This is a genomic window from Micromonospora sp. WMMD714 (assembly GCF_029581315.1).
In the GTDB taxonomy this organism is placed as follows: domain Bacteria; phylum Actinomycetota; class Actinomycetes; order Mycobacteriales; family Micromonosporaceae; genus Micromonospora; species Micromonospora rifamycinica.
Genome location: NZ_CP120744.1, coordinates 2,276,968 through 2,299,354 on the forward strand (window position 1 = coordinate 2,276,968; position 22,387 = coordinate 2,299,354).

Sequence of the window (22,387 nt, forward strand, 5' to 3'; positions counted from 1 at the left end):
GAGGGTCGCCGTCGCGGCGGCGGCCCTCCCCACCACCTGCCGGCCGTCGGCCGGCGCTAGAACTGGGGGCCGTCGGAGGGACGGCCACCGGCGTCGCGCGGCGCGACCGCCCGCGGATCCTCCGGGGTACGGGCCTGCGCCGCCTCGTCCGCCCAGTCCGGAGCGCGTTCGGCGTCCTGTTCGGGGCGTTCCTGGGTGATGGTCCGGGTCTGCTGGCGTGCCTTCCGCTTGGCCATGGCGAACCTCGTGATCCGTGCGGGGCGCGGATGCGCCGGTGTCGACGTCACCCGCGTCTTCCCGCCCGCCGCCACCGCAAACGGACGTTCAGCCGTCGAGGTGGCGGGCGAAGGCGAGCCGCAGGTGGTTCTTCGGGCGGGCGCCGACGATCGAGCCGACCACCGTGCCGCCGACGAAGACCAGCATGGTGGGCAGCGACATCACCCCGTAGGCGCGGGCGGTGGCGGGATTCGCGTCGGTGTCCACGGTGACCACCCGCAGCCGGTCGCCGAACTCCTCGGCCAGCTCGGCCAGGTGCCGGCTGGTGCCGACGCAGGGTGGGCACCAGTCCGCCCAGAAGTCGACCACCACCGGCCGGTCGGCGGCCAGCACCGTGGCGGCGAAGGTGGCGTCGGTGACGGCGGTCAGTGCTCCCGCTGCCGTGTCCTGAGGCATGTTTCCTCCCGTTGCGTGATGGCCTGGGTGAGCTGTTCGTGCAGGTGCCGGCGTACCGTGCCCAGCCGGTCGAGGTAGGCGTCCACCTCGGCCAGCTTGCGGCGCAGCACGGCGACCGAGTCCGGGCAGGCGTCCCCCGAGGGGTGACCGGCCCGCAGGCAGGCCACGAACGGCCGGATGTCGTCCAGGCCGAAACCGACCGCCAGCAGTGCCCGGATCTCGTGCACCACCCGCAGCTCGGCCTCGTCGTACACCCGGTAGCCGTTGGCCGAGCGGCGCGGCCGGACCAGCCCGTGTGTCTCGTAGTAGCGCAGCGTCCGGGTGCTCGTGCCGGCCCGTTCCGCCAGCTCACCGATCAGCATCCGACCTCCTCGGCGGCGTTCCTGCGGTCACGCTAGACCTTGTCGCCGGTGTCAAGGCAACGGGTGAGAGTGTCCACCGGGCGGGTAACCACGGCCGACCGCACGAGCGGGAGGGGGCGGCACCATGGGGGTACGCGCCGAGGCGACGGTGTCGCTGCGGGACGCCAGGCTGCCGGCGGACGTCGACGGGCCGGACGACGCGACGGGTGTGGTGCTCTTCGCCCACGGCAGCGGCAGTTCCCGGCACAGCCCGCGCAACGTGGCGGTGGCCCGGGTGCTCCAGCGCCGCAGGCTGGTGACCGTGCTGGTGGACCTGCTCACCGCCGAGGAGGAGGCGGTCGACGCCCGGACCGCCGTTCAGCGTTTCGACATCGACCTGCTGGCCGGCCGGCTCGCCGGGACCGTCGACTGGCTCACCGCCGAACCCGCGCTGGGTCGGCTGCCGGTCGGCCTGTTCGGGGCGAGCACCGGTGCCGCCGCCGCCCTGGTGACCGCCGCCGGACGCCCGCAGCGGATCGCCGCGGTGGTGTCCCGGGGCGGCCGGCCGGATCTGGCCGGTCCGGCCCTGGCCGGGGTACGCGCGCCGACGCTGCTGCTGGTGGGCGGCCGCGACGACCAGGTGACCGCGCTGAACGAGCAGGCCGCCGAGCGGCTGACCGCCCCGCACGAACTGCGGGTGGTGCCCGGTGCCGGCCACCTGTTCGAGGAGCCGGGCACCCTCGACCAGGTCGCGGACGCCGCCGCCGAGTGGTTCACCCGGCACCTCTCCGTCCCGGCCTGACCGCGCCGGGAGGGCGACGCGCGACGGGGGCGACGTCGTGGTGTCCGGGCTTTGGACACCACGACGTCGCCCCCTGGTGACGATCGTGGGGCGGGCTCAGGCCGGGGCGGCGGGCGGGTCGTCGCGGCCGTGGTGCGGCCGGTCCTCCGGCGGGGTCGACGCGGCCCGCTCGCGGTGCCGCTGGACGGTGTCGACCACCCGGTAGGCGACCGCCGCGATCGGCACCGAGACGAACGCGCCGGCGACGCCGGCGATCAGCGTGCCCGCCGTGACCACCACCAGGATCACCGCGGGGTGCAGCTGCACCTGCCGCTTCATGATCAACGGCTCCAGCAGGTTGCCCTCGACCTGCTGTACGGCGATCACCGCCGCCAGCACCAGCAGCGCGGTCGTCGGACCGTTGGCGGCCAGCGCCACCAGCACGGCGACCGCGCCGGCCACCGTCGCCCCGATGATCGGGACGAAGCCGCCCAGGAAGGTGATCAGCGCCAGCGGCAGCGCCAACGGCACCCCGAGCAGCACCAGCGCCAGCCCGATGCCGATCGCGTCGATGGCCGCGATGATCATCGTGCCCCGACTGTACGAGCCCAGGGTGCGCCAGCCGACCCGGCCCGCCTCGGCGGTCACCGTACGGTTCGGACCGGTCAACCGGCGCAACACCCAGTGCCACATCGACCGGCCGTCCTTGAGCAGGAAGAACAGCAGCACCAGGGCGAGCAGGGCGGAGCCGAACACCTCGGCGGCCGTCCGCGCCCCGCCGACCGGATCGGGGGTGCCGCCGCCCAGACCGTCGCGGACCTGCCCGACCAGCTTGTCGAGTTGGGCGTCACTGACCGGCAGCGTCCCGGTGACGACGTCGCGGGAGCGTTGCAGCCCCTCGTCGAGCTGCTGGCTCAACTCACCGAACTGGGCGGCGGTCAGGTTCCACACCAGCACCCCCACCCCGACCAGTACCCCGAGCAGCAGCAGGACGGTCAGCAGCGCGGCGGGCGCGGCGGGCACCCGCAACCGGCGCAGGCCCAGCAGCACCGGATCCAGCAACGCGGTGAGGAAGAGGGTCACCGCCACCGCGATGGCCAGCGGGGCCAGCAGCACCGCGACCTTCCCCAGCAGGTAGAGCCCGACCACCACGACCACCAGGCAGGCGCTCCACACCACCGCCGTACGGACCAGCCAGGGCAGCGCCGCCCAGGCCTGCCGTGGGCTTGGGCGGGCACCCGCAGCCGTCACCTCGGGCGTCCGCCCGGCATCGTCCTCGACCACGTCGATCCTCCTCGGTGTCGGCGGGGTCGATACCCGACCCGGTCGGCCGCGACACCCGGTGACTCAACGCCGCGCCGGCGGGTCGGTTCCGTTCAGGACGGTCCCACCCGGACGGCGGGCCACACCCGCACGTCGTCAGGGACCGGCAGGGTGGTGTCGACGAGGGAGCACCCCTGGCAACTATCGATGGATCTCGCTACTATCCGCAGTCGGGGCATGACTCACCGTGGAGTTGTGCGGAGTGGGTCGGCGCGCGGCACCGCGGGCCGTCGACAAGAGGGAGCACCCCGGTGACCGAGACAACGCACGCCACGATCGCCCGGCCCTATCCGTTCAGCGATCCGCACCGGCTCGACGTCGACCCCCGCCTGGCCGAGCTGCGCCGCGACGAGCCGCTGGTCCGGGTCCAGCTCCCGTTCGGGGAGCCGGCCTGGCTGGCCACCCGGCACGCCGACGTGCGGACCGTCCTGGGTGACCTGCGGTTCAGCCGGGCCGCCGCCGTCGGGCGCGACGAACCGCGCAGCGTCCCCTACCAGCGGGAGGCCGGCATCCTCGGGATGGACCCGCCCGAGCACAGTCGACTGCGCCGGTTGGCGGCCAAGGCGTTCACCGCCCGCCGGGTCGAGGAGCTGCGTCCGCGTACCCGGGAGCTGGCCGAGGAGCTGGTCACCGGCATGCTCGCCGCCGGGTCGCCCGCCGATCTCGTCACGCACCTCGCCACCCCGCTGCCCATCCGGGTGATCTGCGACCTGCTCGGGGTGCCGGTGGCCGACCAGGACCGGTTCCACACCTGGTCGGAGGCGATCGTGTCGACCACGTCGCTGCGGCCGGAGGTGGCGCAGAGCTACCTCGACCAGCTCCTGTCGTACATGGCGGGGCTGATCGCCCAGCGGCGGGTGACGCCCACCGACGACCTGATCGGGGCGATGGTCCGGGCCCGGGACGAGAACGCCGACCGGCTCACCGAGGAGGAGATGGTGCGCCTCGCGGCGGGGCTGCTGGCCGCCGGGCACGAGACCACCGTGACCCAGATCCCCAACCTGGTCTACGTCCTGCTCACCGAGCCGGACGCCTGGCAGCGGCTGTGCGCCGACCCGGCCCTGGTGCCGTCCGCCGTGGAGGAGCTGCTGCGCTTCGTCCCGCTGGGCGCCACCGCCGCGTTCGCCCGGTACGCCCTGGTGGACGTCGAACTCGGTGGGGTGCTGGTCCGGGCCGGTGAGCCGGTGCTGGTCTCCATCCCCTCGGCCAACCGGGACGAGACGGTGTTCCCCGACGCCGACCGGTTGGACCTCGGCCGGGAGACGAACCCGCACCTCGCCTTCGGGCACGGCCCGCACCACTGCATCGGCGCCCAACTGGCCCGGATGGAACTCCAGGTGGTCCTGGAGACGCTGCTGGACCGTACGCCGGGCCTGCGGCTCGCCGTGCCCGAGTCGGCACTGACCTGGAAGACCGGTCTGTTGGTCCGGGGCCTGACGGCGTTGCCCGTCGGCTGGTAGCGGAAGGAAGGTGGGGCAGATGGGGGAGCAGGGCTGGCGGGTGCACGTGGACCCGGCCCGGTGCATCGGGGCGGGGATCTGCGCGGGCTACGCCCCGGCCCACTTCGTACTGGTGGACGGGTTGTCCCGACCACTGGCCGAGCGGATCGCCCCGGCGGACCCGGTGCTGAACGCGGCCGAGTCGTGCCCGATGGAGGCGATCGTGGTGTCCGACGCGGCGGACGACAGCCGGATCGCTCCGGAACCGTGACCGGGCGGTGGTCGCCTCCGGCGGGGTACCCGGCGGCGACCACCGCCCCCTCAGCCCTGCGGGTCGGCCGGCTCGGAGCCCCGCGGGTCGGCCGGCTCGGAGTCCTGCGGGTCGGCCAGCTCGGCCAGGGTGGTGGGGCGCCCGCTCAGCGCGTCCCTGATCCGGTCGACCAGACCGGCGCCGGGGTGCAGCAGCCGGTTCGCCGGCGGGTGGTCCGGGGTGCCGGGATGCGGGCGGGTCGGGAGGTGCCGCTTGGCCGCCTGTACCCGCTCGGCCAGCTCGACGAGTTCCTCATGGGCGACGGCGGCCCGCAGCCGGGGGAAGAGCTCCGCCTCCTCCTCGCGTACGTGGTGCCGGATGGTCTTGGTGAGATGGCTGATCAGCGGCTCGAAGCGGGCCGAGGACGGGTCGAGCGGCTCCAGTTCCTTCAGCGTCCGCTCGGCCGCGGCGTGTTCGGCGATCTCATGTTCGGCGAGCTGGTCACCGTCGGGCAACGCCCGGCGGGCGGCCGGATAGACGTACATCTCCTCGGCGACCGCGTGCCGGACCAGCTCGGCGATCAGCACGTCGGCCAGTCGGCGGCGGTGTTCCGCGCTGCCCTGCCGGGACTCCAGCTCCACCAGGATCGTCGCTATCTCGTGGTGGTCGGCGGTCAGCACATCGACGACATCCTGCTCCGTGCCGGCCTGTGCGTTGCTCATCTCGGTGCCCCTTACCGGTTGCGGACGGATCGGCTCCCTGCCGGGGCCTGTACCCATCCCGGGTCGGCCGAACCCGCCGCCGTCGATGAGTGAACGGCCGGCACCCGCCGCCGTCCCGACCGGTCCGCGTGGGCGTCCGGTCCGCGTAGGCGTCCGGTCCGCGTGGTGGCCGGTCCGCGTGGGTGGCCGGTCCACGTGGGCGTCCTGTCCGTCCGGTGGGGACGGACGTCAGACCGATACCGGAGGCGGGAGGGCGCCGAGCACGCGGGTCACGGTGATCTCGATGACCACCCGCTCCGGGTTGGGGCGCGGCTGCCGGTAGCGCTCGGCGTACCGGCGCTCCGCCTCGGCCACCGCGGCGGCGTCCGTGCGCAGCACCGCCCGCCCCTCGATGGTCAGCCACCGACGGCCGTCGACGTGGCAGGCGGCTACCGGCACCCCCGCCGGGCCGGCGGCGGCGACCAGCCGGGCCTTGGCCGAGCCGCCGGAGGTGATCACCCGGGCCAGCCCGGCCGCCGGGTCGTAGGTCACCCCGACCGGTACCACGTGCGGTGTGCCGTCGGCGCGCAGCGTGGTCAGCGTGGCCAGGTGCCGTTCCCGGCAGAACGCGAGAACCCGCTCGTCGTAGCGGTCCAACCGATGCCTACCGGCCATGTCCGTTCCCCGTCTCGTGGCCGACGTCGCCCCGGCTCGGCCCTGATCATGACACGATCCGGCGGGCCTGGCCCGGCCCTGGCGGGACACCGGAGCGGCCCGGGAGCGTGGTGTCCGGCTGGCCGGGCACCCGGCGGTCGGCCGTCCGGCGCCGGTGGACCAGCCGGGTCAGGTAGAACAGCGCGCCGGCCAGCACACCCATGTCGTCCAGGTAGATCGGGTCGGGCAACACGTCGACGGGGAGGACCGTGTAGATCAACGCGCCGTAGAAGGCCACCCTGCCGCCCACGCCGAGCGTGCCCAGCAGCCGTCGGGTGCGGACCACCCGTACCGCCAGCAGCACCGCACCGACCAACGTCGCCAGCGCCAGGACGCCACCGACCACCACGAGCGCCCACATCTCCCCGGACATGCCCGCAACGCTAGCCGAGCACCGGGCACCGCGCCGCCGTCCGCCGTCGATGCGACGGGCGGGCCTGTGACCGGTGGGCCTACGGCGGGTGGGCCTGTGACCGGTGGGCCTACGGCGGGTGGGCCTGTGACCGGTGGGCCTACGGCGGGTCGGTTCAGTAGGCGGCCACGGCGGCCCGGCCACGGGCCACGGTGGGATTCTCCCGGGTGGTCTCCGTCGACGGGCGCGGGCTCTCCGACATCGGCAGCACCGACTCGGCCCGCTCCGGTCGGCGGTCGCGCGCGGCGAACGCCTCGTCCCGTAGGCTGCGGGCCGCGGCGCCGGCCAGGTCGGCGGCCCGCCAGGCCGCCTGCTCCCGGGCGACCGCCGCCCGGTGCCGGGCCGCCAGGTGGTCCCGCGTCGCGCGACGCAGCACCAGCTCCTGCTCCACCGGGTGCCGGCGCGGATCCCAACCGGCGCGGTGCGCGAAGACGTCGTCGAGCTGCGCGTCCGACAGCTCGCCCCGGCGGTGCGCGTCCACGGCGGCCCGGTGCAGCCAGCGCTCCCGGTCGGCGTACTCGGCCGGGGTCTGGCCGGTGTGCGGCAGCGGCATGACCGCGGCGGCGGCGAGCCGGCGCAGGTGCGCCTCGGCCCCCTCCAGCGCCGTCCAGGCCGACTCGACCTCCTCCTGGGCGGTCAGCCACTCGGCGCGCAGCCGGTCGGCGGTGGTGCCCGCCCGCTCGGCCGCCACGGCGACCTCCTCGGCGTACCGGGTGTGCTCCCGGAGCTGCTCGGCGCGCTCGGGGTCGGTGGGCAGGGCGGCGGCCCGGAACCGGCCGCCCACCGCCGGCCGGAACCGGTCGGGGCGGACCACCAGGACCGCGACGGCGACGGCCGCGACGGCGAGCAGGATCAGCCAGATTCCGGCGGCGGCGGGGACGTCGGGTAGGACGGCGGAGAAGACGGTCTGCATCACCAGCACCTCACGGTGGGACATCGACGTGGACGGAAGGGGAACCTGGCCGGTAGGGGCGGGAGCTGCGGGCGGCGTGTCCTGAGCGGATCGGACCCGGTCCAGCCCGGTCCGGATCGGGCTCGGGCCGGGTTCGACCGGCTCGGACCGGTGCCTGACCCGTACCTGGCTCGGGCTCGGGACCTGGCCCTTACCTGGGTCGGGCTCGGAGCTGGCTCAGGGCCGGACTCGGCTCGGGCTCGGCCACGGCGCGGTCGGGCCGGTTCGGGCGCGCCGGTCGGACGGGCACGGGGTGCCGAGGGGTGCCGCCCGGCTCAGCTCCGGGGCGGGCCGCGCCGGCCGGTGGCGTCCCGGAGCGGGTCCGGCGTCGCCACGTCCACCCGCGCGGCGGGTCGGACCGTGGGCTCGGCGGCGGACCCGGCCGGCAGCGGCCGGATGGGATCGGGGGCGGGCCGCCCGGACCCGGGGCGGGTGTCCACGGGTCGGTCGTCACCGGGCCGGGTGTCGGTGGGTAGCGCAGCCACCCGGGAGGTCACCACGGGCGGGCGGGTGGCCGCGGCTGCCGGGCCGTCGGTGGCGGCGGCGAACAGGCCGCCGAGGCCGACGGCGAGCACCAGCGCGGTGACCGCCAGCCGGGTCAGGTCGCGCAGCCTCGACACCCAGACGGGCCGGGTGGAGGCTACGCGGATCACCCGTCCAACCTATCCCCACCTGACCGTCCGCGCAGCGTCGGCGACCCGGTCGGCTCGGTGACCCGGGCCACGCTGTGCCCTGTGGACGGACCGTTCCCACCCTGGATACGTACGCTGACCTGCTCCTGGATGCATCGACAGGGATGATGATTCCGACAGTTTCCGCCCGGTCGGTCCGGGAACTTCGCCGACGGCGCGACGCCCCGCCGCGCCGGGACCGACAGACCGGAGGAGACCATCCATGGGAGTACGTCGTCAGGCCGCCGTCGCCACCGCGAAGGTGCTGGCCACCGCCGTCGCCACCACGACGGTGCTGGCCACCGCCGTACCCGCGCAGGCTGCGCCGACCATTGTCGACACCGGACCGCTCACCCCGGTCGCCGAGGTCGACGTCGAGCGGTACGCGGGTGACTGGTACCAGGTCGCCGCCGTTCCGGCGATCTTCGAGATCCAGTGCTACAAGAACGTCCGGGCCCGCTACGAGGTACAGCCCGACGGAACCGTCGGGGTGCGCAACACCTGCCAGACCATCGTCGGCACCACCAGCGCGGTGACCGGTCGGGCGCGCAGCGAGAACCCGCCGGCCGACTCGGCGCTGACCGTGTCGTTCCTCAAGCTCGGCAGCCGCTGGATCTACCTGGGCGGTCCGAACTACGTGGTGATCGGGCTCGACCCCGACTACCGGTGGGCGGTCGTCGGTGACCCGGACCGCAGCACCGGCTTCGTCCTGTCCCGCGAGCCCGCGCTGACCGGGGCGCAGACGACGGCGGCGAAGGCGGCGCTCACCGCCAACGGCTACGACCTCTGCGACTTCCGCACCACCCGGCAGGACGGCGGCGGGCAGGCCGGCAGCTTCTGCTGAGGCGGTGGGCCGCCGGGCTCCCTGGCGGCCCGTGCATGCCCGGGGCGGGGCGGGCCGTCGGGTCAGCCGTCCTGGTCGGCGTGGTCGGGGGTGAAGAGGGCGAGCAGGTCACCGACCTGACGGTCGGCCTCGGCGGGGTGCCGGAAGTGCCCGCTCGGGTCGATGGTGTATTCGTTGCGCCGACCGACCCGGGTCCGCCGCAGGTAGCCGCCGGACTCCAGGTCCGCGACGATGGCCTGGGCGGCCCGTTCGGTCACCCCGACCTCCTCGGCGACGTCCCGGAGCCGGGCGGTGGGGTTGCGGGCGATGGCCAGCAGCACGTGACCGTGGTTGGTGAGGAACGTCCAGTTGCGGGCGCTCCCGGCGCTGTCCGTGGTCTTCGCCATACCGGTCATCGTATGGCCAGAGCGCGGGGAACCCGCCGTCGGCCGGCGTTCGCGTCCGTCCCGACCGGCTGTCGACCCGCCGCCGACATCGCTGCGACCAAAGCCTGAAACGTGTATCACGAAATCTTGACGTACCTTTAGCTGCGTGTGACCGTGGGAACACGGCCGTCGGTGCCGCCGGCCGGCGTGAGCAGGCACGATTCCGGACCGAGGTGAGGCAATGGGCCCGATCACTCCGACCCAGGCGCTGGCCGAGTTGCAGGCCGGCAACCGGCGTTTCGTCGCCGGTGAGCCCCGCCACCCCAACCAGGGCGCGGTCCACCGGGCGGCCGTCGCCGACGGCCAGCACCCCTTCGCGGTGATCGTCGGCTGCTCCGACTCCCGGCTCGCCGCCGAGATCATCTTCGACCGGGGTCTGGGTGACCTCTTCGTGGTCCGGACCGCCGGGCACACCGCCGGCCCCGAGGTGCTCGGCAGCGTCGAGTACGCGGTGACCGTCCTGGGCACCCCGCTGGTGGTGGTGCTCGGGCACGACTCCTGCGGTGCGGTACAGGCCGCCCGGGAGGCGGCCCGCACCGGCACCCAGCCCCCGGGGCACCTCTACTCGGTGGTCGCCGCCGTCGGGCCGAGCCTGCGCCGGGCGGCCCAGCAGGGGGTGCACGACATCGACGGGATCGTCGACATCCACATCGCGCAGACCGTCGAGGTGCTGCTCGGCAACTCGCCGGTGATCGCCGCCGAGGTGGCCGCCGGGCGGTGCGCGGTGGTCGGCATGTCCTACCGGCTCGCCGCCGGTGAGGTCCGCCAGGTGGCCCCGGCGCACGCCCCGGCCGCCGACGCCGCCGCCCTCACCGCCGCCGTCCCCGGGCCTGCCGTGGTGCCGGCGGGTGCCGACGCCGCTCCGGCGGCCGTCGCCGGCTGAGGCACGCCCGTCGGCGGCCGTCGCCGGCTGAGGCACGCCCGTCGGCGGCCGTCGCCGGCTGAGGCACGCCCGTCGGCGGCCGTCGCCGGCTGAGGCACGCCCGTCGGCGGCCGTCCGGTCGAGACCCGCTCACGGCGGAGGCCGCCCGGTTCGACCGGGCGGCCTCCGCCGTGAGTGCTCGCTCGACCCACCGGGTCGAGGACGCGGTGTCCGGGATCCGGATGCCGCGTCCTCGCGTCGCTACAACAGGGACACGTGTACGTGGTCGGTGTGGTTGGACGGGCCGGAGTACGAACTCCACCCGTTGGCCGGGAACCAGATCTGCCGGTTCCAGATCACGTAGTAGATGCCCAGCCGGTCCGAGTTGCGGATCAGGAACGCGGCGAGGTTGTTGCCGTACATCCGGGTGTCGTTGTTGTGCCACGGACTGAAGCCGCTCTTCTGCAACGACCAGTCGCACGCCTTGCCCTTGGGGTGCTCCCAGGGACCACCGGGGCGGTAGCAGCCGACGAACCGGTTGAAGCCGGCCCGCTTGACCTCCTTGTACATGTGCAGGGTGCGCGGCGTGATGCAACCGGAGGTGGTCGGGTCGTTCTCGCTGCACGACTCGCCGCGCCAGTCGCCGTCGGCCGTCTGGCCCGGCGCGATGCGGGCCACCGGCGAGGTGGCGTCGACCAGGCCGCCGGTGAAGCCCCGGCCGCCGACCAGGGCCAGCGCCTTGTCCGCCTCGGTCTTCTTCTTGGCCATCAGGTTGGTCTGCTTCTGCTGCTCGCGGACCTCGGCGTCGACGGCGAGCTTGGCCTTCTCGGCCCGGGTCTTGACCTCGTTGACCTCGGCCAGCTTGCCGGCGTTGACCATGTTCAGCTCGTCCAGGGCGGCGGCCCGCCGGACGAAGGCGTCCGGGGCGTCGCTCTCCAGCAGGGCGGCGACCGCACCGACCCGACCCGTCCGGTACGACTGGACGGCGATCTCGTTGACCTGCGGGGCCAGCGCGGTCAGCTCCTGCTCCGCCTTCTCCACCTCGATGGCGTACTCGAGCTGGCGCTTCTTGGACTTCTCCAGCCGGTTCTTCGCCGCCGAGTACTCCCGGTTGGTGGCCTCGATGACGTCGGTGAGCAGCTTCGGCTCCTCGTCCTCCTCGTGGCCCGAGGGGGAGGGTGCGTTGGGTGCCGCCGTCGCGGGGGCGGCGGTGGGCCCGGCGACGATTGCCAGGGCGGCGAGCACGGCCACTGCCGGCGTCAGCCAGCGGCGTAGGGGTGCCGTCACAGTTTTCCCTTCCGTCGACCGCCGACCGGGTTAGCTGACGGGTTCGGGACGGAAGTGGCCCCTACCGCTGGCGCGGATTCACCCCAGGTGCTCGGTTCCCCGGCTCGCCGTACGGCGATTGGGCGGTGGCCCCGCTGGCGCCGGTGGGCGCCTTCGGCGGTGACCGGCAGCGAGGTTACCCGAGAGTCGTAGCAGGAATCTACGGCCACAACCCGGCGAAATACGTATTTTCCCGATAGCGGCCGGTGACCAGCGGCGGGATCGACAGTGGTGACCCCGCCTGCGGTCACGAAGCGGAGTGTCACCATGCCGCTTCCGTGTTCCCCTCCGGATCCGCCCACCGGGCGGGGGCCGTGGTGGACGGTCCGCCGGGTCGGGGCGCGCCCAGCGCCTGCCACGCCTCGGCCCGGTCGGGAGCCGGGCGCGGGGTGGGCGGCGGCCCGGCCGCGGCGGCGTCGGCGGGGCCGCGGCCGGCGGTGGTGACCAGCGCGGCCAGCCCGGTCGTCAGCGGCACCGCCGCCACCAGCCCGAGGGTGGCCACCGCGCTCCGGACGATCTCCTGGGCCAGGAACTCGCTGGTGAGGATCTGCCCCAGCGGCCGGCTGTCGGCGGTGAGCAGGAGCAGCAGCGGCAGCGAAGCCCCCGCGTACGCCAGCACGATGGTGTTCACCGTGGACGCGATGTGCGCCCGGCCGACCCGGGTGGCGGCCCGGTAGAGCTGCAACCGGGACAGCCCGGGATTGGCGTGGGCCAACTCGGTGACGGTGGCCGACTGGGTGACGGTCACGTCGTCCAGCACGCCGAGCGAGCCGATGATGATCCCGGCCAGCAGCAGGCCGTGCAGGTCCACGTCGCGCTGGTACATCGACAGCGTGGTGGCCTCCTCGCTGCCGTACCCGGTCAGGTGGGTGGCGGCGGTGGCCAGCGTGCCCAGGACCCCGGTCAGCACCAGGCTGCCCAGGGTGCCGAGGACCGCCACCGAGGTCTGCGCGGTGATCCCGTGGGTCAGGTACAGCACCACGAACATGATCAGCGCGGCGCCGGTGATCGCGATGGGCAGCGGTGCGCCCCCGGCCGAGATGCCCGGCACCACGAAGGTCAGCAGGATGGCGAAGCTGGCGCCGAGACCGGCCAGGGCGGCCAGCCCGCGGAGCCGGCCGAACGCCACGATCGCCGCCGCGAACAGGGCGACCAGCCAGAGCAGCGGCGTACCCCGCTGGTGCTCGGCGATGTGGTAGCTGACCGCCGCCGGGTCGGTCGGGTCGGTCAGCGCGACCAGCACCACCTCGTCACCGACGGCCACCGTCGGTGCCCCCGGCCCGGACGGGACCGGCGTCTCGACCTGCTCACCGCTGTCCGGCCCCTGCTCGACGGCGACCGTCACCGTGCCGCACGGGCCGGCGTCCGCCCCGGACGGCCCGTCGGGGGTCTCCGGCGCGGGCGGGCAGGGTTCGGTCACCACCCGGGTCACCGTGCCGTGGTGGCGGGGCACCTGCTCGCCCTGGTCGATCCGCCGGGTCTCGCCCGGCCAGAGCAGCAGCGTGGCGACCACCGTGACGACGATGAGCGGAACTACCGTCAGGACGAGTATCCGCCGCACCCGGGGCGGGGTGGACGGAGCGGGACGGGTGTGGTCGGCGCCCATGCGTGCGAGTTCTCCCAACGGTCCGGACGGGATACGGGTCGGCCGGCCAACCGGTTCATCCCGCGGGCGGCGGTCGTCGTCGGACGATGGTAGCCACCACCCCGGCCCGCCCGCCGGGTTAGCCCTGCTCGCGGTATGCCGGGGGTACGTTCGCCCCCGGCCGCTGCGGGTCAGCCGCGCTTCATCAGCCGGCCGACGGCGGCCATCATCTCGGCGGCCATCTCGTCGGCCCGGCCCTCGGCGGCCCCCTCGTGCATGCAGTGCCGGGCGTGGCCGTCGAGCAGGCCGAGGGCGACCTTGTCCAGGGCGGCCTGGACGGCGGAGATCTGGGTGAGCACGTCGATGCAGTACCGGTCGTCGTCGACCATCTTCTCGATGCCCCGGACCTGCCCCTCCACGCGGCGCAGCCGCGCGAGCAGCTGGTCCTTGCTGGCGGTGTAGCCCCGGACCGGGTTGCTCGGTGTGGTCATGGCCACCACGATAGCGTACCCCTGGGGGGTATGTTACGGTCGTCGGGAAGGGTACCCCTGGGGGGTATGCTGAAGAAGATGGAGGGAGCACGCCATGATCACGAACTACCAGGTGAAGGGCATGACCTGCGGGCACTGCGTCAGCGCGGTGAGCGCCGAGCTGGCCGCGCTGGACGGGGTGACCGAGGTGCAGGTGGACCTGGCCGCCGGCCGGGTGACCGTCACCAGCGCCGGTCCGTTGGACACCGGTGACGTGCGGGCCGCCGTCGACGAGGCCGGCTACGACCTCGTCGAGGCGTGACCGGGCGGTCGCGGCGGGAGACCGGGGTGGACCGATGAACACGGCGACCAGACTGGGCGGCTTCGCCCTCGTGCTCGCGGCGGTGTTCGGCGCGGCGTACGGGGGCGGTCAGCTGGCCGGCCCCGTCGCGCCACCCGCCGACACCCGCCACGACCCCGCGCACACCCCGGCGTCCACCGCCGCCACCGACGTTCCCCGCCCGACGCCGACCGGCACCGACGGCCCCGGGCACCCGCACGGTCGACCGGAGGCGCCGCGATGACCCCCACCACGAGCGACCCGCCCACCGCCCCGCACCTGATCGAACTCGCCATCGGCGGCATGACCTGCGCGTCCTGCGCCGCCCGGATCGAGAAGAAGCTCAACCGGATGGACGGCGTCGAGGCGACCGTCAACTACGCCACCGAGAAGGCCACCGTCCGGTACGCCGACCGGATCACCCCGGACGACCTGATCGCCACCGTCGAGAAGACCGGCTACACCGCCGTCGTGCCGCCGCCGCCCGCCCCGGCGGGGGCGGAGCCGGCCGGGGAACCGGTGGACGCGCTGGCCGCCCTGCGTACCCGGCTGCGGGTGTCGACCGTGCTGACCGTGCCGGTGATCGTGCTGGCGATGGTGCCGGCCTGGCAGTTCACCTACTGGCAGTGGCTGTCGCTGACCCTGGCCGCCCCGGTGGTGGCGTACGGCGGACTGCCGTTCCACCGGGCGGCCTGGACCAACCTGCGGCACGGCGCGGCGACCATGGACACCCTGGTGTCGCTCGGCACCCTCGCCGCGTTCGGCTGGTCGCTGTGGGCGCTCTTCCTCGGCGACGCCGGGACGCCCGGGATGACCCACCCGTTCCGGCTGGACGTGACCCGCACCGACGGCACCGGCAACATCTACCTGGAGACCGCCGCCGGGGTGACCGTGTTCCTCCTCGCCGGCCGCTACTTCGAGGCCCGGTCCAAGCGGACCGCCGGGGCGGCCCTGCGTGCCTTGCTCGAACTCGGCGCGCGGGACGTCGCCGTGCTGCGCGGTGGGGTGGAAGCCCGGATCCCGGTCGACCAGCTCGTGGTGGGCGACCGGTTCGTGGTCCGGCCCGGGGAGAAGATCGCCACCGACGGGCGGGTCGAGAAGGGCACCTCGGCGGTCGACGCCAGCATGCTCACCGGCGAGTCGGTCCCGGTCGAGGTCGGCCCGGGCGACGTGGTGGCCGGCGCCACCGTGAACGCGGGCGGCCGGCTGGTGGTCACCGCCACCCGGGTCGGTGCGGACACCCAGCTCGCCCAGATGGCCCGGCTGGTGGAGGCGGCGCAGACCGGCAAGGCGGCCGTGCAGCGGCTGGCCGACCGGATCTCCGGGGTGTTCGTGCCGGTGGTGATCGCGTTGGCCGTCGGCACGCTGGGCTGGTGGCTGGGGACCGGCGCCGGCCCGACCGCCGCCTTCACCGCCGCCGTGGCGGTGCTGATCATCGCCTGCCCGTGCGCGCTCGGCCTGGCCACCCCGACCGCGCTGCTGGTGGGCACCGGGCGGGGCGCCCAGCTCGGCATCCTGATCAAGGGGCCGGAGGTGCTGGAGTCGACCCGGCAGGTCGACACGGTGGTGCTGGACAAGACCGGCACAGTCACCACCGGGCGGATGACCCTGGTCGACGTCCGTCCCGCCGAGGGGCAGGACCGGGCCGAACTGCTCCGGCTCACCGGGGCGGTGGAGGCCGGCTCGGAGCACCCGATCGCCCGTGCGGTGGCGACCGCTGCCGCCGAGGCCGGTGAACTGCCGCCGGTCACCAGGTTCGCCGCCGCCGAGGGGCTCGGCGTCACCGGCACCGTCGACGGCCACGACCTGGTCGTCGGGCGGCCGAGGCTGCTCCGCGAGCGTGGTCTGGACGTACCGGAGGAGGTGGTCCGGGCGGTGACCGAGGCGGAGGCCGCCGGTCGGACGGCGGTGGTGGCGGGTTGGGCCGGGCAGGCCCGGGGCGTCCTCGCGGTCGCCGACGTGGTCCGGCCCACCAGCCGGGCGGCGATCGGCGCGCTGCGCGACCTGGGCCTCACCCCGGTGCTGCTCACCGGGGACAACGCGACCGTCGCGCGGGCGGTGGCCGCCGAGGTGGGCATCGACCGGGTGACCGCCGGGGTGCTGCCGGCCGACAAGGTCGACGAGGTGCGCCGGCTCCAGGCGCAGGGTCGTACGGTCGCCATGGTCGGCGACGGGATCAACGACGCCGCCGCGCTGGCCCGGGCCGACCTGGGGCTGGCCATGGGCACCGGCACCGACGTGGCGATCGAGGCGTCCGACCTGACCCTGGTCCGGGGCGACCTGGTCGCCGCGGTGGACGCGATCCGGCTCTCCCGGCGCACGCTCGCCGTGATCAAGGGGAACCTGTTCTGGGCGTTCGCCTACAACGTGGCCGCCCTGCCGCTGGCCGCCGCCGGACTGCTCAACCCGATGATCGCCGGGGCGGCGATGGCCTTCTCGTCGGTCTTCGTGGTCGCCAACAGCCTCCGCCTCCGCCGGTTCCCGGCGACCGTTCTGCGGTGATCCGGCCGCCGGTGTCGGATCGGGCGGTCCACGGCCGCCCACGGCCCGCGGTGGGTGACGCAGACCTCCTGATCGACCCGGTAAGACGGTGGGCCGGGAGTTTTGGGGGTGGGGGGCGGGGGTAGTTCAGGTGGTGTTGGAAGACATGCTCGTACGGGAGGCTCTCATGGGGTTCGACGACAAGATCGAAAACACGACCGAGAACACCGCCGGCAAGATCAAGGAGGGTGTGGGCCGGGCGACCGACAACGAGCGCCTGGAGGCCGAGGGTCGCAACGACCAGGCCAAGTCCAGCCTCAAGCAGGCCGCCGAGAAGGTCAAGGACGCCTTCAAGAGCTGACCCACGCCATCCCGCACGCCGGACCGACAGCTGTCGGTCCGGCGTGCGGCGCGTCGGGGGTGCGCCGTCGGCCCGCCGGGTCGTACGGCATCGTGTCCGGGGTACCGCCGCCACATCGAAACGGGGAAGTCGATGCACCGCAGCTCCGCCACCGCGTTCACCCTCGCCGTCCTCGTCGTCCTCGCCGCCGGCTGTGCCGACGACGCCGACACCGACGCCGCGCCCGGTCCGTCGGCCACCGTCACCGCCACCGGGGAGGCCACGCCCGACGCGGTGGTCCCCACCACCGCCACCGCCAGCCCGACCACGGGCAGCGCCCTGAACACCGCACAGGTCTGTCGCGCGGTCGACCAGTTGATCATCGACGGTAGTCGGCAGATCGTCGCCGACTCGACCGCGGCCACCCGTGAGGAGCTCACCCCGGAACAGCTCAACGGCAAACTCAAGGGGCGGTTGAGCCGGCTCGCCGACGACGTGCGCGGGCAGGCCCGCCGGGCCCAGGACGCCCGGATCAAGAAGCTGATCGACGACACCGCCGCGAAGATCGACGACGGGGCGGCCGCCAAGAGCCCGGCGAGCTGGATGGGCAAGGAGTTCGTCGACATCCCGCCCCGGCTCACCCGCGACTGCCACGCCTGAGCACCCCCGGCCGGTGGCCGGTGGGTCAGCGTCGGCCGGGCAGCGGCCGGTTCGCCGGGGCGTCCCCGGCCAGCGAGGCGCGGTCGGCGGCGGCGGTGCCGGACTGCCACCCCTCGACGTCCCGCACGTTGAGCCGGGCCCGGGTGACACCGGGGAAGAGGGTGTCCATCCGCTCGCGTACCGCGTCGGAACGGGCGGCGAGCACCGGGAGCAGCCGGTCCGGCCCGGCGGCCGCCGTCGCCTGCCGGCTCGCCTCCTCGGTCGCGGCCCGCAGCCGTTCGCCGATCCGCTGGGCGAACGCGTGCAGGAACGCCTCGTCGTAGGCCCTGGTGCGCCGTCCGCCGCCCCGGCGTTCCCGGCGTCCACGCAGCATCGCGGCGGTGGCCTGCACCAGCAGCGAGGTGTGCAGCAGCTCCACGGCCGCCAGGTCGGCGGGGAAGCCGAGCACGGTGGCGAAGCCGAGGTCGTCCGACCAGACCGACTCGCACCGGTTCGCCGTCGCCACCTCCTGCACCAGCAGCGCCTTCGCCCCCGCGTACGGCGCGTCGGTGCCGATCCGGATCCCGCCGGGCCGGTCCGGGTGGGCGGCGGTGGCCTCGACCAGCGCCTGTTCCAGGCTGTGTCGGGCGATCAGCTCCTGGGCCTTGCCGGTGAACGCCTCCGCCTCGGCGGGGAAGGTGGTGGACTCCGCCTTGGCCAGCAGCGCCCGTACCCGGTCGAGGACGCGTGATCCGCTTGGCCCTGACCCGCTCGCGCCGCCGGAGCCGCCGGGCGGCGGGCGGAGCACCGCGACCGGCGGCAGCCCGGTCAGCAGGGCCAGCACCTCGACCCCGTCGCGCAGCGCGGTGATCCGGTCCGTTCCCTCCCGGCCCGCGTCGTCGTCACCACGGAGCCGGGCGTCCAGGCTGGTCAACTGGTCGTCCCACCAGTGCGGCACCGGGCCGGGCCGGGCCGCGCGGTCGGCGGCGAGCGCGTCGGCCAGCAGCCGGCCGGGGCGTGCGCCGAGCCGGCGGGTCACGATCCGGGCCACGTCGGTCGGCTGCCAGCCGCGCGGCCAGAGCCGGGCGAGGGCGGCGACCAGGCGGTCGCGCAGCGCGGCGTCCACCGCCGCCGGGCCGCCGTCGTCGCCGACCCCCGCCGGGCCGCCGTCGTCGCCGACCCCCGCCGGGCCGCCGCCGACCACCAGCAGGTCCAGCTTCCGCTCCGCGTCGCGTACGTCGGAGCCGCGGACCGCCGCGACCGCGGCGGTGATGAGGGCGTCGGCGTCCACGGGGTCCTTCCTCGGAGCTGGCGACCGGGTGATGTCCGGATCGTCGGGAGTGTCTGCCCGGCCACGGTACCCGTACCCGGATTGCCTACCCCGGGGACTCATCCGTACGGCCCTCCCGCCCGTACTCCTGCCCGGAGTGGACCGAGGTGGACGGGGAGGCGAACGGTGAGCACCCTGACGGTGAGCGAGGCCGCCGACCGGGGCCGGCACCGGGGACGCCGCCGGGGCGCCACCCCGGCCGGTGTGCTGACGGCGGTGCTGGTGGTGGCCGCACTGGCCGCCGGTGGCGCGGTGGTGGCCCAACGGCAGGGCGTCGACCTGGGGGCACTCGTCGGCGACGTACGCCGGGAACCGGTGCGGCCGGCCGCCGCCGCGGTGCCGCCCGCGCCGACCCGGGGGGAGGCCCCGGCCGCGGCCGGATCGCCCGCCCCCGCCCCGGCGGTGCGCTACCCGCAGCGCGGCACCGGCACCTGGCGGACGGCGACCGCCCAGGGTGCGGTCGCCGGGCGGAGCGGCCAGTTGCTGCGCTACCGGGTGGCGGTGGAGGGCGGCATCGACGACGTGGACCCGGAACGGTTCGGCCGGGAGGTGGCGGTGGTGCTCGCCGACCGCCGGGGTTGGACCGCCGACGGCCGGTGGCGGCTGCAGCGGGTCGGTGCCGACGCCCCGGCCGACTTCACCGTGCTGCTGACCACCCCGGTCACCCGGGGCGAGCTGTGCGGGGACACCTCGGACCGGTACACCTCCTGCCGCAACGGCGACCGGGTGGTGATCAACGTGGCCCGGTGGGCGCGCGGGGTGCCGGATTTCCGGGGCGACCTCGGCAGCTACCGGTCGTACGTGCTGAACCACGAGGTGGGGCACCGGCTGGGCCGGGGCCACGAACGCTGCCCGGCGGCGGGCGGACCGGCGCCGGTGATGCAGCAGCAGACCCTCGGCCTGCACGGTTGCCGCCCGAACCCCTGGCCGACGGTGGGCGGCAGCCTGTTCACCGGCCCCGCCGGGGAGTACGACGACCCCATCCCGGCCGGCGACTGAGCCGTCCGGGGGCCGGCCAGCGGCCGGCGGCTGAGCCACCCCATCCCGGCCGGCGACTGAGCCGCCCGGTCCCGGTCAGCGGCTGAGCCGCCCGGGGCCGGTCAGCGGCGGGGGAAGGACGCCCAGATGTTCTTGGTGCGGTCGGTGGCGTACCAGCCGACCTCCAGGGAGACCGCCATGGCGATCTGGAGCCCCCGGCCGCCCGCTCCCATCGGCCGGGTGTCGGCCAGCTCGGGGATGGTGCTGAGATCGTGGTCGGCCACGTCGAGGATGAGCGAGTCGTCGACGGTGAGTAACCGGACAATCGTCGGCGGAATACCATGCTTGAGGGCATTGGTGGCCAGTTCGGTGGCGACCAGGACGATCAGCTCGGGCACCTCGTCCATGCGCTGCCCGTCGAGGAGCCGCTCGCCGGTCAGGGCCTCGTGCAGGGACGCCCGCAGGTCCCGCAGACCGGCGGGGTCGGCCAGCTCCCAGCGGCGCAGTTCGGTGGCCTGCGGCGGGGGTGGCGAGGTGAGCAGCTGTGCCATGACACCGGTTTACCCTGCGTAGCGGTCTCCTATGCCGGCCCCGGCGGTCGGGGATTCGTCGTCTCCGGGCCGCCGGGAGGTGCGTCGTACGACATCCGTCCGGGTCGGTCGGCGGGCGGCCCGCCGGGCGTCGGGGTGCGGCGGGAAAATGTGGTTCGGACCACTGTCGAGGATGGTCGGCCAGGCCGGAACGGGTGGTGCTCCGCCGGTCCGCCGACTACCGGAGGAATCAGCCGGTGCCGCCCTGCCGTCAGCGCTCACGGTCGCGTAAAGTCCGCAAACTGAACGGGCCATCTCGGCGACGGAACGCCCCGGTTGCGGGTGCCCGTCCGCACGGTTGGGCGCACCCCCGCGCCGGCTCGCGGACCGCCTCAGGAAGAGCCATGACCGCCAGTACGAATGCCCCGAAGGTGACCGTCGTGGTCCCCGCGTACAACTCGGGACCGCACATCGAGAAGCTCGTCACCTCGTTGCTGCGGCAGTCGCTGCCGGCCGGCGAGTTCGAGGCGATGTTCGTCGACGACGGCTCGACCGACTCGACCGGCGCCCGGCTCGACGAACTGGCCGCCGCCCACCCGCACTTCCGGGTGCTGCACATCGACAACTCCGGCTGGCCGTCGCGGCCCCGCAACCTCGGTGTCCAGCACGCCCGGGGCGAGTACGTCTTCTTCGCCGACGACGACGACTGGTTCGGCGAGGAGGCCCTGGAACGCCTCTACGCCTGCGCCACCGCGCACGACGCCGACCTGGTCATCGGCAAGATGGCCGGACACCGTCGGTCGGTGCCGCGCGAGCTGTTCCGGCGCAACCGGTTCGACGCCACCCTGGAGAACGCGCCCCTGATCGACAGCCTCACCGCGCACAAGCTGTTCCGGCGCTCCTTTCTCGTCGAGCACGACCTGCGTTTCCCGGAGGGCAAGCGGCGGCTGGAGGACCACGTACTGGTCACCCGGGCCTACTTCCTGTCCCGACGCACCTGCGTGCTGGCCGACTACGTCTGCTACCACCACCAGCGGCGCACCGACGCCGGCAACGTCACCGCCACCGCGCTGGAGCCGGCCGGCTACTTCGTCAACCTCCGCGAGGCGCTCGACATCGTCGACGCCCACACCGACCCCGGTCCGCTGCGCGACCGGCTGCACCGGCGGTGGCTGCGTAACGAGATGGTCTCCCGGCTGCGCGGTCGGCGGCTGCTCGACGCGCCCGCCGACTGGGTGGACCAGCTGGTGGACGAGGCGCGGCGGGTGATCCGGGACCGGTTCGCCCCGGGCGTCGCCGCCGGCCTGCCGCCGCTGCAGCGGATCATCACCCGGCTGATCGAGGAGGGCCGCACGGCCGACCTGCGCCGGCTGGCCCGGTGGGAGACGGCCGTCCGGGCCACTGCCACCGTGCAACGGGTCGCGCCGGCGGGCACCACCCTGACCGTCTCCCTCACCGCCGAGCTGTGCTCCGGCGACCGGCCGCTCACCCTCACCGCCGACGGTGAACAGCGGCTGCTGGTGGTTCCGGTGGACGACCTGCCGGCCGACCTGCGGGACGCAACCACCGGGGTCAAGCAGTCCCGGCTCGACGTGGTGGCCCGACGGCGGGACACCCGGGAGGAGTTCTTCGTGCCGGTGACCGGCACGGTGGAGCTGGTCCCGTCGGACGACGGCACGGTGCGGCTGGTCCAGCACGGCACCGCCCGGCTCGACAGCGGCACGCTCAACGGGGGCCGCAGCCGGGGCACCTGGGATCTGAAGGTCCGGGTCACCAGTTGCGGCTGGACCGAGGACACCCTGCTCCCGGTGGCGTTCCGCTGCGCGGCCGACGGTGCCCCACCGGTCGTCGTGCCGCATCCGGGCAGCCTGCGTTTCCGGCTGCGCCGGGCGGTGGCCCGCCGGGTGCCCGAGTCGATCCGGCGGGCCATCCGCCGCTGACCGGTCCGGCGGCCACCCCGCCGACCCGGCCCGGCCCGCCC

27 protein-coding genes and 1 riboswitch are annotated in these 22,387 nt (G+C 74.6%); of the genes, 12 read left to right on the forward strand and 15 right to left on the reverse strand.

The window, feature by feature from the left end:
• Positions 1 to 56: 56 nt before the first annotated feature.
• The 3 genes from O7625_RS10270 to O7625_RS10280 form a co-directional block, all read right to left on the reverse strand.
• Positions 57 to 236 (reverse strand): hypothetical protein, encoded by a 180-nt coding sequence (locus tag O7625_RS10270; protein ID WP_067311287.1) that lies wholly within the window; start codon positions 234 to 236, stop codon positions 57 to 59.
• 88 nt (positions 237 to 324) lie between these two features.
• Positions 325 to 672, reverse strand: coding sequence for a thioredoxin domain-containing protein (locus O7625_RS10275; RefSeq protein ID WP_067311291.1), 348 nt, complete (start codon positions 670 to 672; stop codon positions 325 to 327).
• On the reverse strand, positions 642 to 1,034 hold the full coding sequence (locus O7625_RS10280; protein ID WP_067311295.1) for a MerR family transcriptional regulator: 393 nt from the start codon (positions 1,032 to 1,034) through the stop codon (positions 642 to 644). The genes O7625_RS10275 and O7625_RS10280 overlap by 31 nt, the downstream gene beginning before the upstream one ends.
• 124 nt (positions 1,035 to 1,158) lie before the next feature.
• On the opposite strand from O7625_RS10280, the gene O7625_RS10285 reads away from it, so the two are divergent.
• Positions 1,159 to 1,815: a dienelactone hydrolase family protein gene (locus O7625_RS10285; RefSeq protein WP_282345585.1), complete on the forward strand. Its 657-nt coding sequence runs from the start codon at positions 1,159 to 1,161 to the stop codon at positions 1,813 to 1,815.
• A 96-nt stretch (positions 1,816 to 1,911) separates the two neighbouring features.
• Here the strand turns inward: O7625_RS10285 and O7625_RS10290 are convergent, their stop codons facing one another.
• Entirely contained in the window at positions 1,912 to 3,078 is a 1,167-nt protein-coding gene (locus tag O7625_RS10290; RefSeq protein ID WP_067311300.1) for an AI-2E family transporter, read from the reverse strand.
• Positions 3,079 to 3,368: 290 nt separating this feature from the next.
• Here O7625_RS10290 and O7625_RS10295 point away from each other — a divergent pair, with 290 nt between their 5' ends.
• Together O7625_RS10295 and O7625_RS10300 are read left to right on the forward strand one after the other, a co-directional pair.
• Entirely contained in the window at positions 3,369 to 4,577 is a 1,209-nt protein-coding gene (locus O7625_RS10295) for a cytochrome P450 (protein ID WP_067311303.1), read from the forward strand.
• A 19-nt stretch (positions 4,578 to 4,596) separates the two neighbouring features.
• Complete coding sequence (locus O7625_RS10300) at positions 4,597 to 4,827, forward strand: ferredoxin (protein ID WP_067311307.1); 231 nt, start codon at positions 4,597 to 4,599, stop codon at positions 4,825 to 4,827.
• Positions 4,828 to 4,877: 50 nt separating this feature from the next.
• Here the strand turns inward: O7625_RS10300 and O7625_RS10305 are convergent, their stop codons facing one another.
• From O7625_RS10305 to O7625_RS10325, 5 genes are all read right to left on the reverse strand, one after another.
• Entirely contained in the window at positions 4,878 to 5,528 is a 651-nt protein-coding gene (locus tag O7625_RS10305) for a hemerythrin domain-containing protein (protein ID WP_282345586.1), read from the reverse strand.
• A gap of 228 nt (positions 5,529 to 5,756) precedes the next feature.
• Positions 5,757 to 6,182 (reverse strand): TIGR03618 family F420-dependent PPOX class oxidoreductase, encoded by a 426-nt coding sequence (locus O7625_RS10310; RefSeq protein WP_282345587.1) that lies wholly within the window; start codon positions 6,180 to 6,182, stop codon positions 5,757 to 5,759.
• Positions 6,183 to 6,228: 46 nt separating this feature from the next.
• Entirely contained in the window at positions 6,229 to 6,594 is a 366-nt protein-coding gene (locus O7625_RS10315; protein ID WP_282345589.1) for a YkvA family protein, read from the reverse strand.
• 154 nt (positions 6,595 to 6,748) lie between these two features.
• The gene (locus tag O7625_RS10320; protein ID WP_282345590.1) at positions 6,749 to 7,570 is read right to left on the reverse strand and encodes a hypothetical protein; all 822 of its coding nucleotides are present in this window, start codon (positions 7,568 to 7,570) and stop codon (positions 6,749 to 6,751) included.
• A 290-nt stretch (positions 7,571 to 7,860) separates the two neighbouring features.
• Positions 7,861 to 8,238, reverse strand: a complete 378-nt coding sequence (locus tag O7625_RS10325; RefSeq protein ID WP_282345591.1) for a hypothetical protein — start codon at positions 8,236 to 8,238, stop codon at positions 7,861 to 7,863.
• A 241-nt stretch (positions 8,239 to 8,479) separates the two neighbouring features.
• On the opposite strand from O7625_RS10325, the gene O7625_RS10330 reads away from it, so the two are divergent.
• Positions 8,480 to 9,100 (forward strand): lipocalin family protein, encoded by a 621-nt coding sequence (locus O7625_RS10330; protein WP_282345592.1) that lies wholly within the window; start codon positions 8,480 to 8,482, stop codon positions 9,098 to 9,100.
• 62 nt (positions 9,101 to 9,162) lie between these two features.
• On the opposite strand, the gene O7625_RS10335 is transcribed toward O7625_RS10330, so the two are convergent.
• Positions 9,163 to 9,486 carry a helix-turn-helix domain-containing protein gene (locus O7625_RS10335; protein ID WP_231932380.1) on the reverse strand — a complete coding sequence of 108 codons (324 nt, stop codon included), beginning with the start codon at positions 9,484 to 9,486 and terminating at the stop codon, positions 9,163 to 9,165.
• Positions 9,487 to 9,706: 220 nt separating this feature from the next.
• Here O7625_RS10335 and O7625_RS10340 point away from each other — a divergent pair, with 220 nt between their 5' ends.
• Positions 9,707 to 10,408, forward strand: a complete 702-nt coding sequence (locus O7625_RS10340; protein WP_282345593.1) for a carbonic anhydrase — start codon at positions 9,707 to 9,709, stop codon at positions 10,406 to 10,408.
• Between the two features lie 240 nt (positions 10,409 to 10,648).
• Here the strand turns inward: O7625_RS10340 and O7625_RS10345 are convergent, their stop codons facing one another.
• The 3 genes from O7625_RS10345 to O7625_RS10355 all read right to left on the reverse strand — a co-directional run bounded on the left by O7625_RS10345 (position 10,649) and on the right by O7625_RS10355 (position 13,789).
• Positions 10,649 to 11,674 (reverse strand): hypothetical protein, encoded by a 1,026-nt coding sequence (locus O7625_RS10345; RefSeq protein WP_282345594.1) that lies wholly within the window; start codon positions 11,672 to 11,674, stop codon positions 10,649 to 10,651.
• A gap of 3 nt (positions 11,675 to 11,677) precedes the next feature.
• Positions 11,678 to 11,809, reverse strand: a riboswitch (cyclic di-AMP (ydaO/yuaA leader).
• A gap of 166 nt (positions 11,810 to 11,975) precedes the next feature.
• A complete protein-coding gene (locus O7625_RS10350; protein ID WP_282345595.1) occupies positions 11,976 to 13,319 on the reverse strand; it encodes a YibE/F family protein in 1,344 nt (447 codons plus the stop codon).
• A 170-nt stretch (positions 13,320 to 13,489) separates the two neighbouring features.
• Positions 13,490 to 13,789, reverse strand: coding sequence for a metal-sensitive transcriptional regulator (locus O7625_RS10355; RefSeq protein WP_067315248.1), 300 nt, complete (start codon positions 13,787 to 13,789; stop codon positions 13,490 to 13,492).
• Between the two features lie 94 nt (positions 13,790 to 13,883).
• Between O7625_RS10355 and O7625_RS10360 the strand changes: the two genes are divergently transcribed.
• The 5 genes from O7625_RS10360 (at position 13,884) to O7625_RS10380 (ending at position 17,589) form a co-directional block, all read left to right on the forward strand.
• Positions 13,884 to 14,090 carry a cation transporter gene (locus O7625_RS10360; RefSeq protein WP_282345596.1) on the forward strand — a complete coding sequence of 69 codons (207 nt, stop codon included), beginning with the start codon at positions 13,884 to 13,886 and terminating at the stop codon, positions 14,088 to 14,090.
• Between the two features lie 34 nt (positions 14,091 to 14,124).
• Positions 14,125 to 14,352 carry a hypothetical protein gene (locus O7625_RS10365; RefSeq protein WP_282270490.1) on the forward strand — a complete coding sequence of 76 codons (228 nt, stop codon included), beginning with the start codon at positions 14,125 to 14,127 and terminating at the stop codon, positions 14,350 to 14,352.
• The gene (locus O7625_RS10370) at positions 14,349 to 16,610 is read left to right on the forward strand and encodes a heavy metal translocating P-type ATPase (RefSeq protein WP_282345598.1); all 2,262 of its coding nucleotides are present in this window, start codon (positions 14,349 to 14,351) and stop codon (positions 16,608 to 16,610) included. The genes O7625_RS10365 and O7625_RS10370 overlap by 4 nt, the downstream gene beginning before the upstream one ends.
• Before the next feature lie 166 nt (positions 16,611 to 16,776).
• Entirely contained in the window at positions 16,777 to 16,950 is a 174-nt protein-coding gene (locus tag O7625_RS10375; RefSeq protein WP_067315243.1) for a CsbD family protein, read from the forward strand.
• 132 nt (positions 16,951 to 17,082) lie between these two features.
• Positions 17,083 to 17,589, forward strand: a complete 507-nt coding sequence (locus O7625_RS10380; RefSeq protein WP_282345599.1) for a hypothetical protein — start codon at positions 17,083 to 17,085, stop codon at positions 17,587 to 17,589.
• 25 nt (positions 17,590 to 17,614) lie between these two features.
• Here O7625_RS10380 and O7625_RS10385 read toward each other — a convergent pair whose 3' ends face one another.
• Entirely contained in the window at positions 17,615 to 18,859 is a 1,245-nt protein-coding gene (locus O7625_RS10385) for a DUF2786 domain-containing protein (protein WP_282345600.1), read from the reverse strand.
• A 165-nt stretch (positions 18,860 to 19,024) separates the two neighbouring features.
• Between O7625_RS10385 and O7625_RS10390 the strand changes: the two genes are divergently transcribed.
• Positions 19,025 to 19,897: a DUF3152 domain-containing protein gene (locus O7625_RS10390; protein ID WP_348773996.1), complete on the forward strand. Its 873-nt coding sequence runs from the start codon at positions 19,025 to 19,027 to the stop codon at positions 19,895 to 19,897.
• 101 nt (positions 19,898 to 19,998) lie between these two features.
• Here the strand turns inward: O7625_RS10390 and O7625_RS10395 are convergent, their stop codons facing one another.
• Entirely contained in the window at positions 19,999 to 20,427 is a 429-nt protein-coding gene (locus O7625_RS10395; protein ID WP_067312060.1) for an ATP-binding protein, read from the reverse strand.
• A gap of 383 nt (positions 20,428 to 20,810) precedes the next feature.
• Between O7625_RS10395 and O7625_RS10400 the strand changes: the two genes are divergently transcribed.
• The gene (locus tag O7625_RS10400) at positions 20,811 to 22,346 is read left to right on the forward strand and encodes a glycosyltransferase family A protein (RefSeq protein ID WP_282345601.1); all 1,536 of its coding nucleotides are present in this window, start codon (positions 20,811 to 20,813) and stop codon (positions 22,344 to 22,346) included.
• Positions 22,347 to 22,387: the final 41 nt, after the last annotated feature.

Excerpts from the sequence above, each read along its gene's own strand:
- O7625_RS10270 (WP_067311287.1), bottom strand. The coding sequence starts at position 236 with ATGGCCAAGCGGAAGGCACGCCAGCAGACCCGGACCATCACCCAGGAA.
- O7625_RS10275 (WP_067311291.1), bottom strand. The coding sequence starts at position 672 with ATGCCTCAGGACACGGCAGCGGGAGCACTGACCGCCGTCACCGACGCC.
- O7625_RS10280 (WP_067311295.1), bottom strand. The coding sequence starts at position 1,034 with ATGCTGATCGGTGAGCTGGCGGAACGGGCCGGCACGAGCACCCGGACG.
- O7625_RS10285 (WP_282345585.1), top strand. The coding sequence starts at position 1,159 with ATGGGGGTACGCGCCGAGGCGACGGTGTCGCTGCGGGACGCCAGGCTG.
- O7625_RS10300 (WP_067311307.1), top strand. The coding sequence starts at position 4,597 with ATGGGGGAGCAGGGCTGGCGGGTGCACGTGGACCCGGCCCGGTGCATC.
- O7625_RS10305 (WP_282345586.1), bottom strand. The coding sequence starts at position 5,528 with ATGAGCAACGCACAGGCCGGCACGGAGCAGGATGTCGTCGATGTGCTG.
- O7625_RS10310 (WP_282345587.1), bottom strand. The coding sequence starts at position 6,182 with ATGGCCGGTAGGCATCGGTTGGACCGCTACGACGAGCGGGTTCTCGCG.
- O7625_RS10315 (WP_282345589.1), bottom strand. The coding sequence starts at position 6,594 with ATGTCCGGGGAGATGTGGGCGCTCGTGGTGGTCGGTGGCGTCCTGGCG.
- O7625_RS10320 (WP_282345590.1), bottom strand. The coding sequence starts at position 7,570 with ATGTCCCACCGTGAGGTGCTGGTGATGCAGACCGTCTTCTCCGCCGTC.
- O7625_RS10330 (WP_282345592.1), top strand. The coding sequence starts at position 8,480 with ATGGGAGTACGTCGTCAGGCCGCCGTCGCCACCGCGAAGGTGCTGGCC.
- O7625_RS10335 (WP_231932380.1), bottom strand. The coding sequence starts at position 9,486 with ATGGCGAAGACCACGGACAGCGCCGGGAGCGCCCGCAACTGGACGTTC.
- O7625_RS10340 (WP_282345593.1), top strand. The coding sequence starts at position 9,707 with ATGGGCCCGATCACTCCGACCCAGGCGCTGGCCGAGTTGCAGGCCGGC.
- O7625_RS10350 (WP_282345595.1), bottom strand. The coding sequence starts at position 13,319 with ATGGGCGCCGACCACACCCGTCCCGCTCCGTCCACCCCGCCCCGGGTG.
- O7625_RS10355 (WP_067315248.1), bottom strand. The coding sequence starts at position 13,789 with ATGACCACACCGAGCAACCCGGTCCGGGGCTACACCGCCAGCAAGGAC.
- O7625_RS10360 (WP_282345596.1), top strand. The coding sequence starts at position 13,884 with ATGATCACGAACTACCAGGTGAAGGGCATGACCTGCGGGCACTGCGTC.
- O7625_RS10365 (WP_282270490.1), top strand. The coding sequence starts at position 14,125 with ATGAACACGGCGACCAGACTGGGCGGCTTCGCCCTCGTGCTCGCGGCG.
- O7625_RS10370 (WP_282345598.1), top strand. The coding sequence starts at position 14,349 with ATGACCCCCACCACGAGCGACCCGCCCACCGCCCCGCACCTGATCGAA.
- O7625_RS10375 (WP_067315243.1), top strand. The coding sequence starts at position 16,777 with ATGGGGTTCGACGACAAGATCGAAAACACGACCGAGAACACCGCCGGC.
- O7625_RS10380 (WP_282345599.1), top strand. The coding sequence starts at position 17,083 with ATGCACCGCAGCTCCGCCACCGCGTTCACCCTCGCCGTCCTCGTCGTC.
- O7625_RS10395 (WP_067312060.1), bottom strand. The coding sequence starts at position 20,427 with ATGGCACAGCTGCTCACCTCGCCACCCCCGCCGCAGGCCACCGAACTG.
- O7625_RS10400 (WP_282345601.1), top strand. The coding sequence starts at position 20,811 with ATGACCGCCAGTACGAATGCCCCGAAGGTGACCGTCGTGGTCCCCGCG.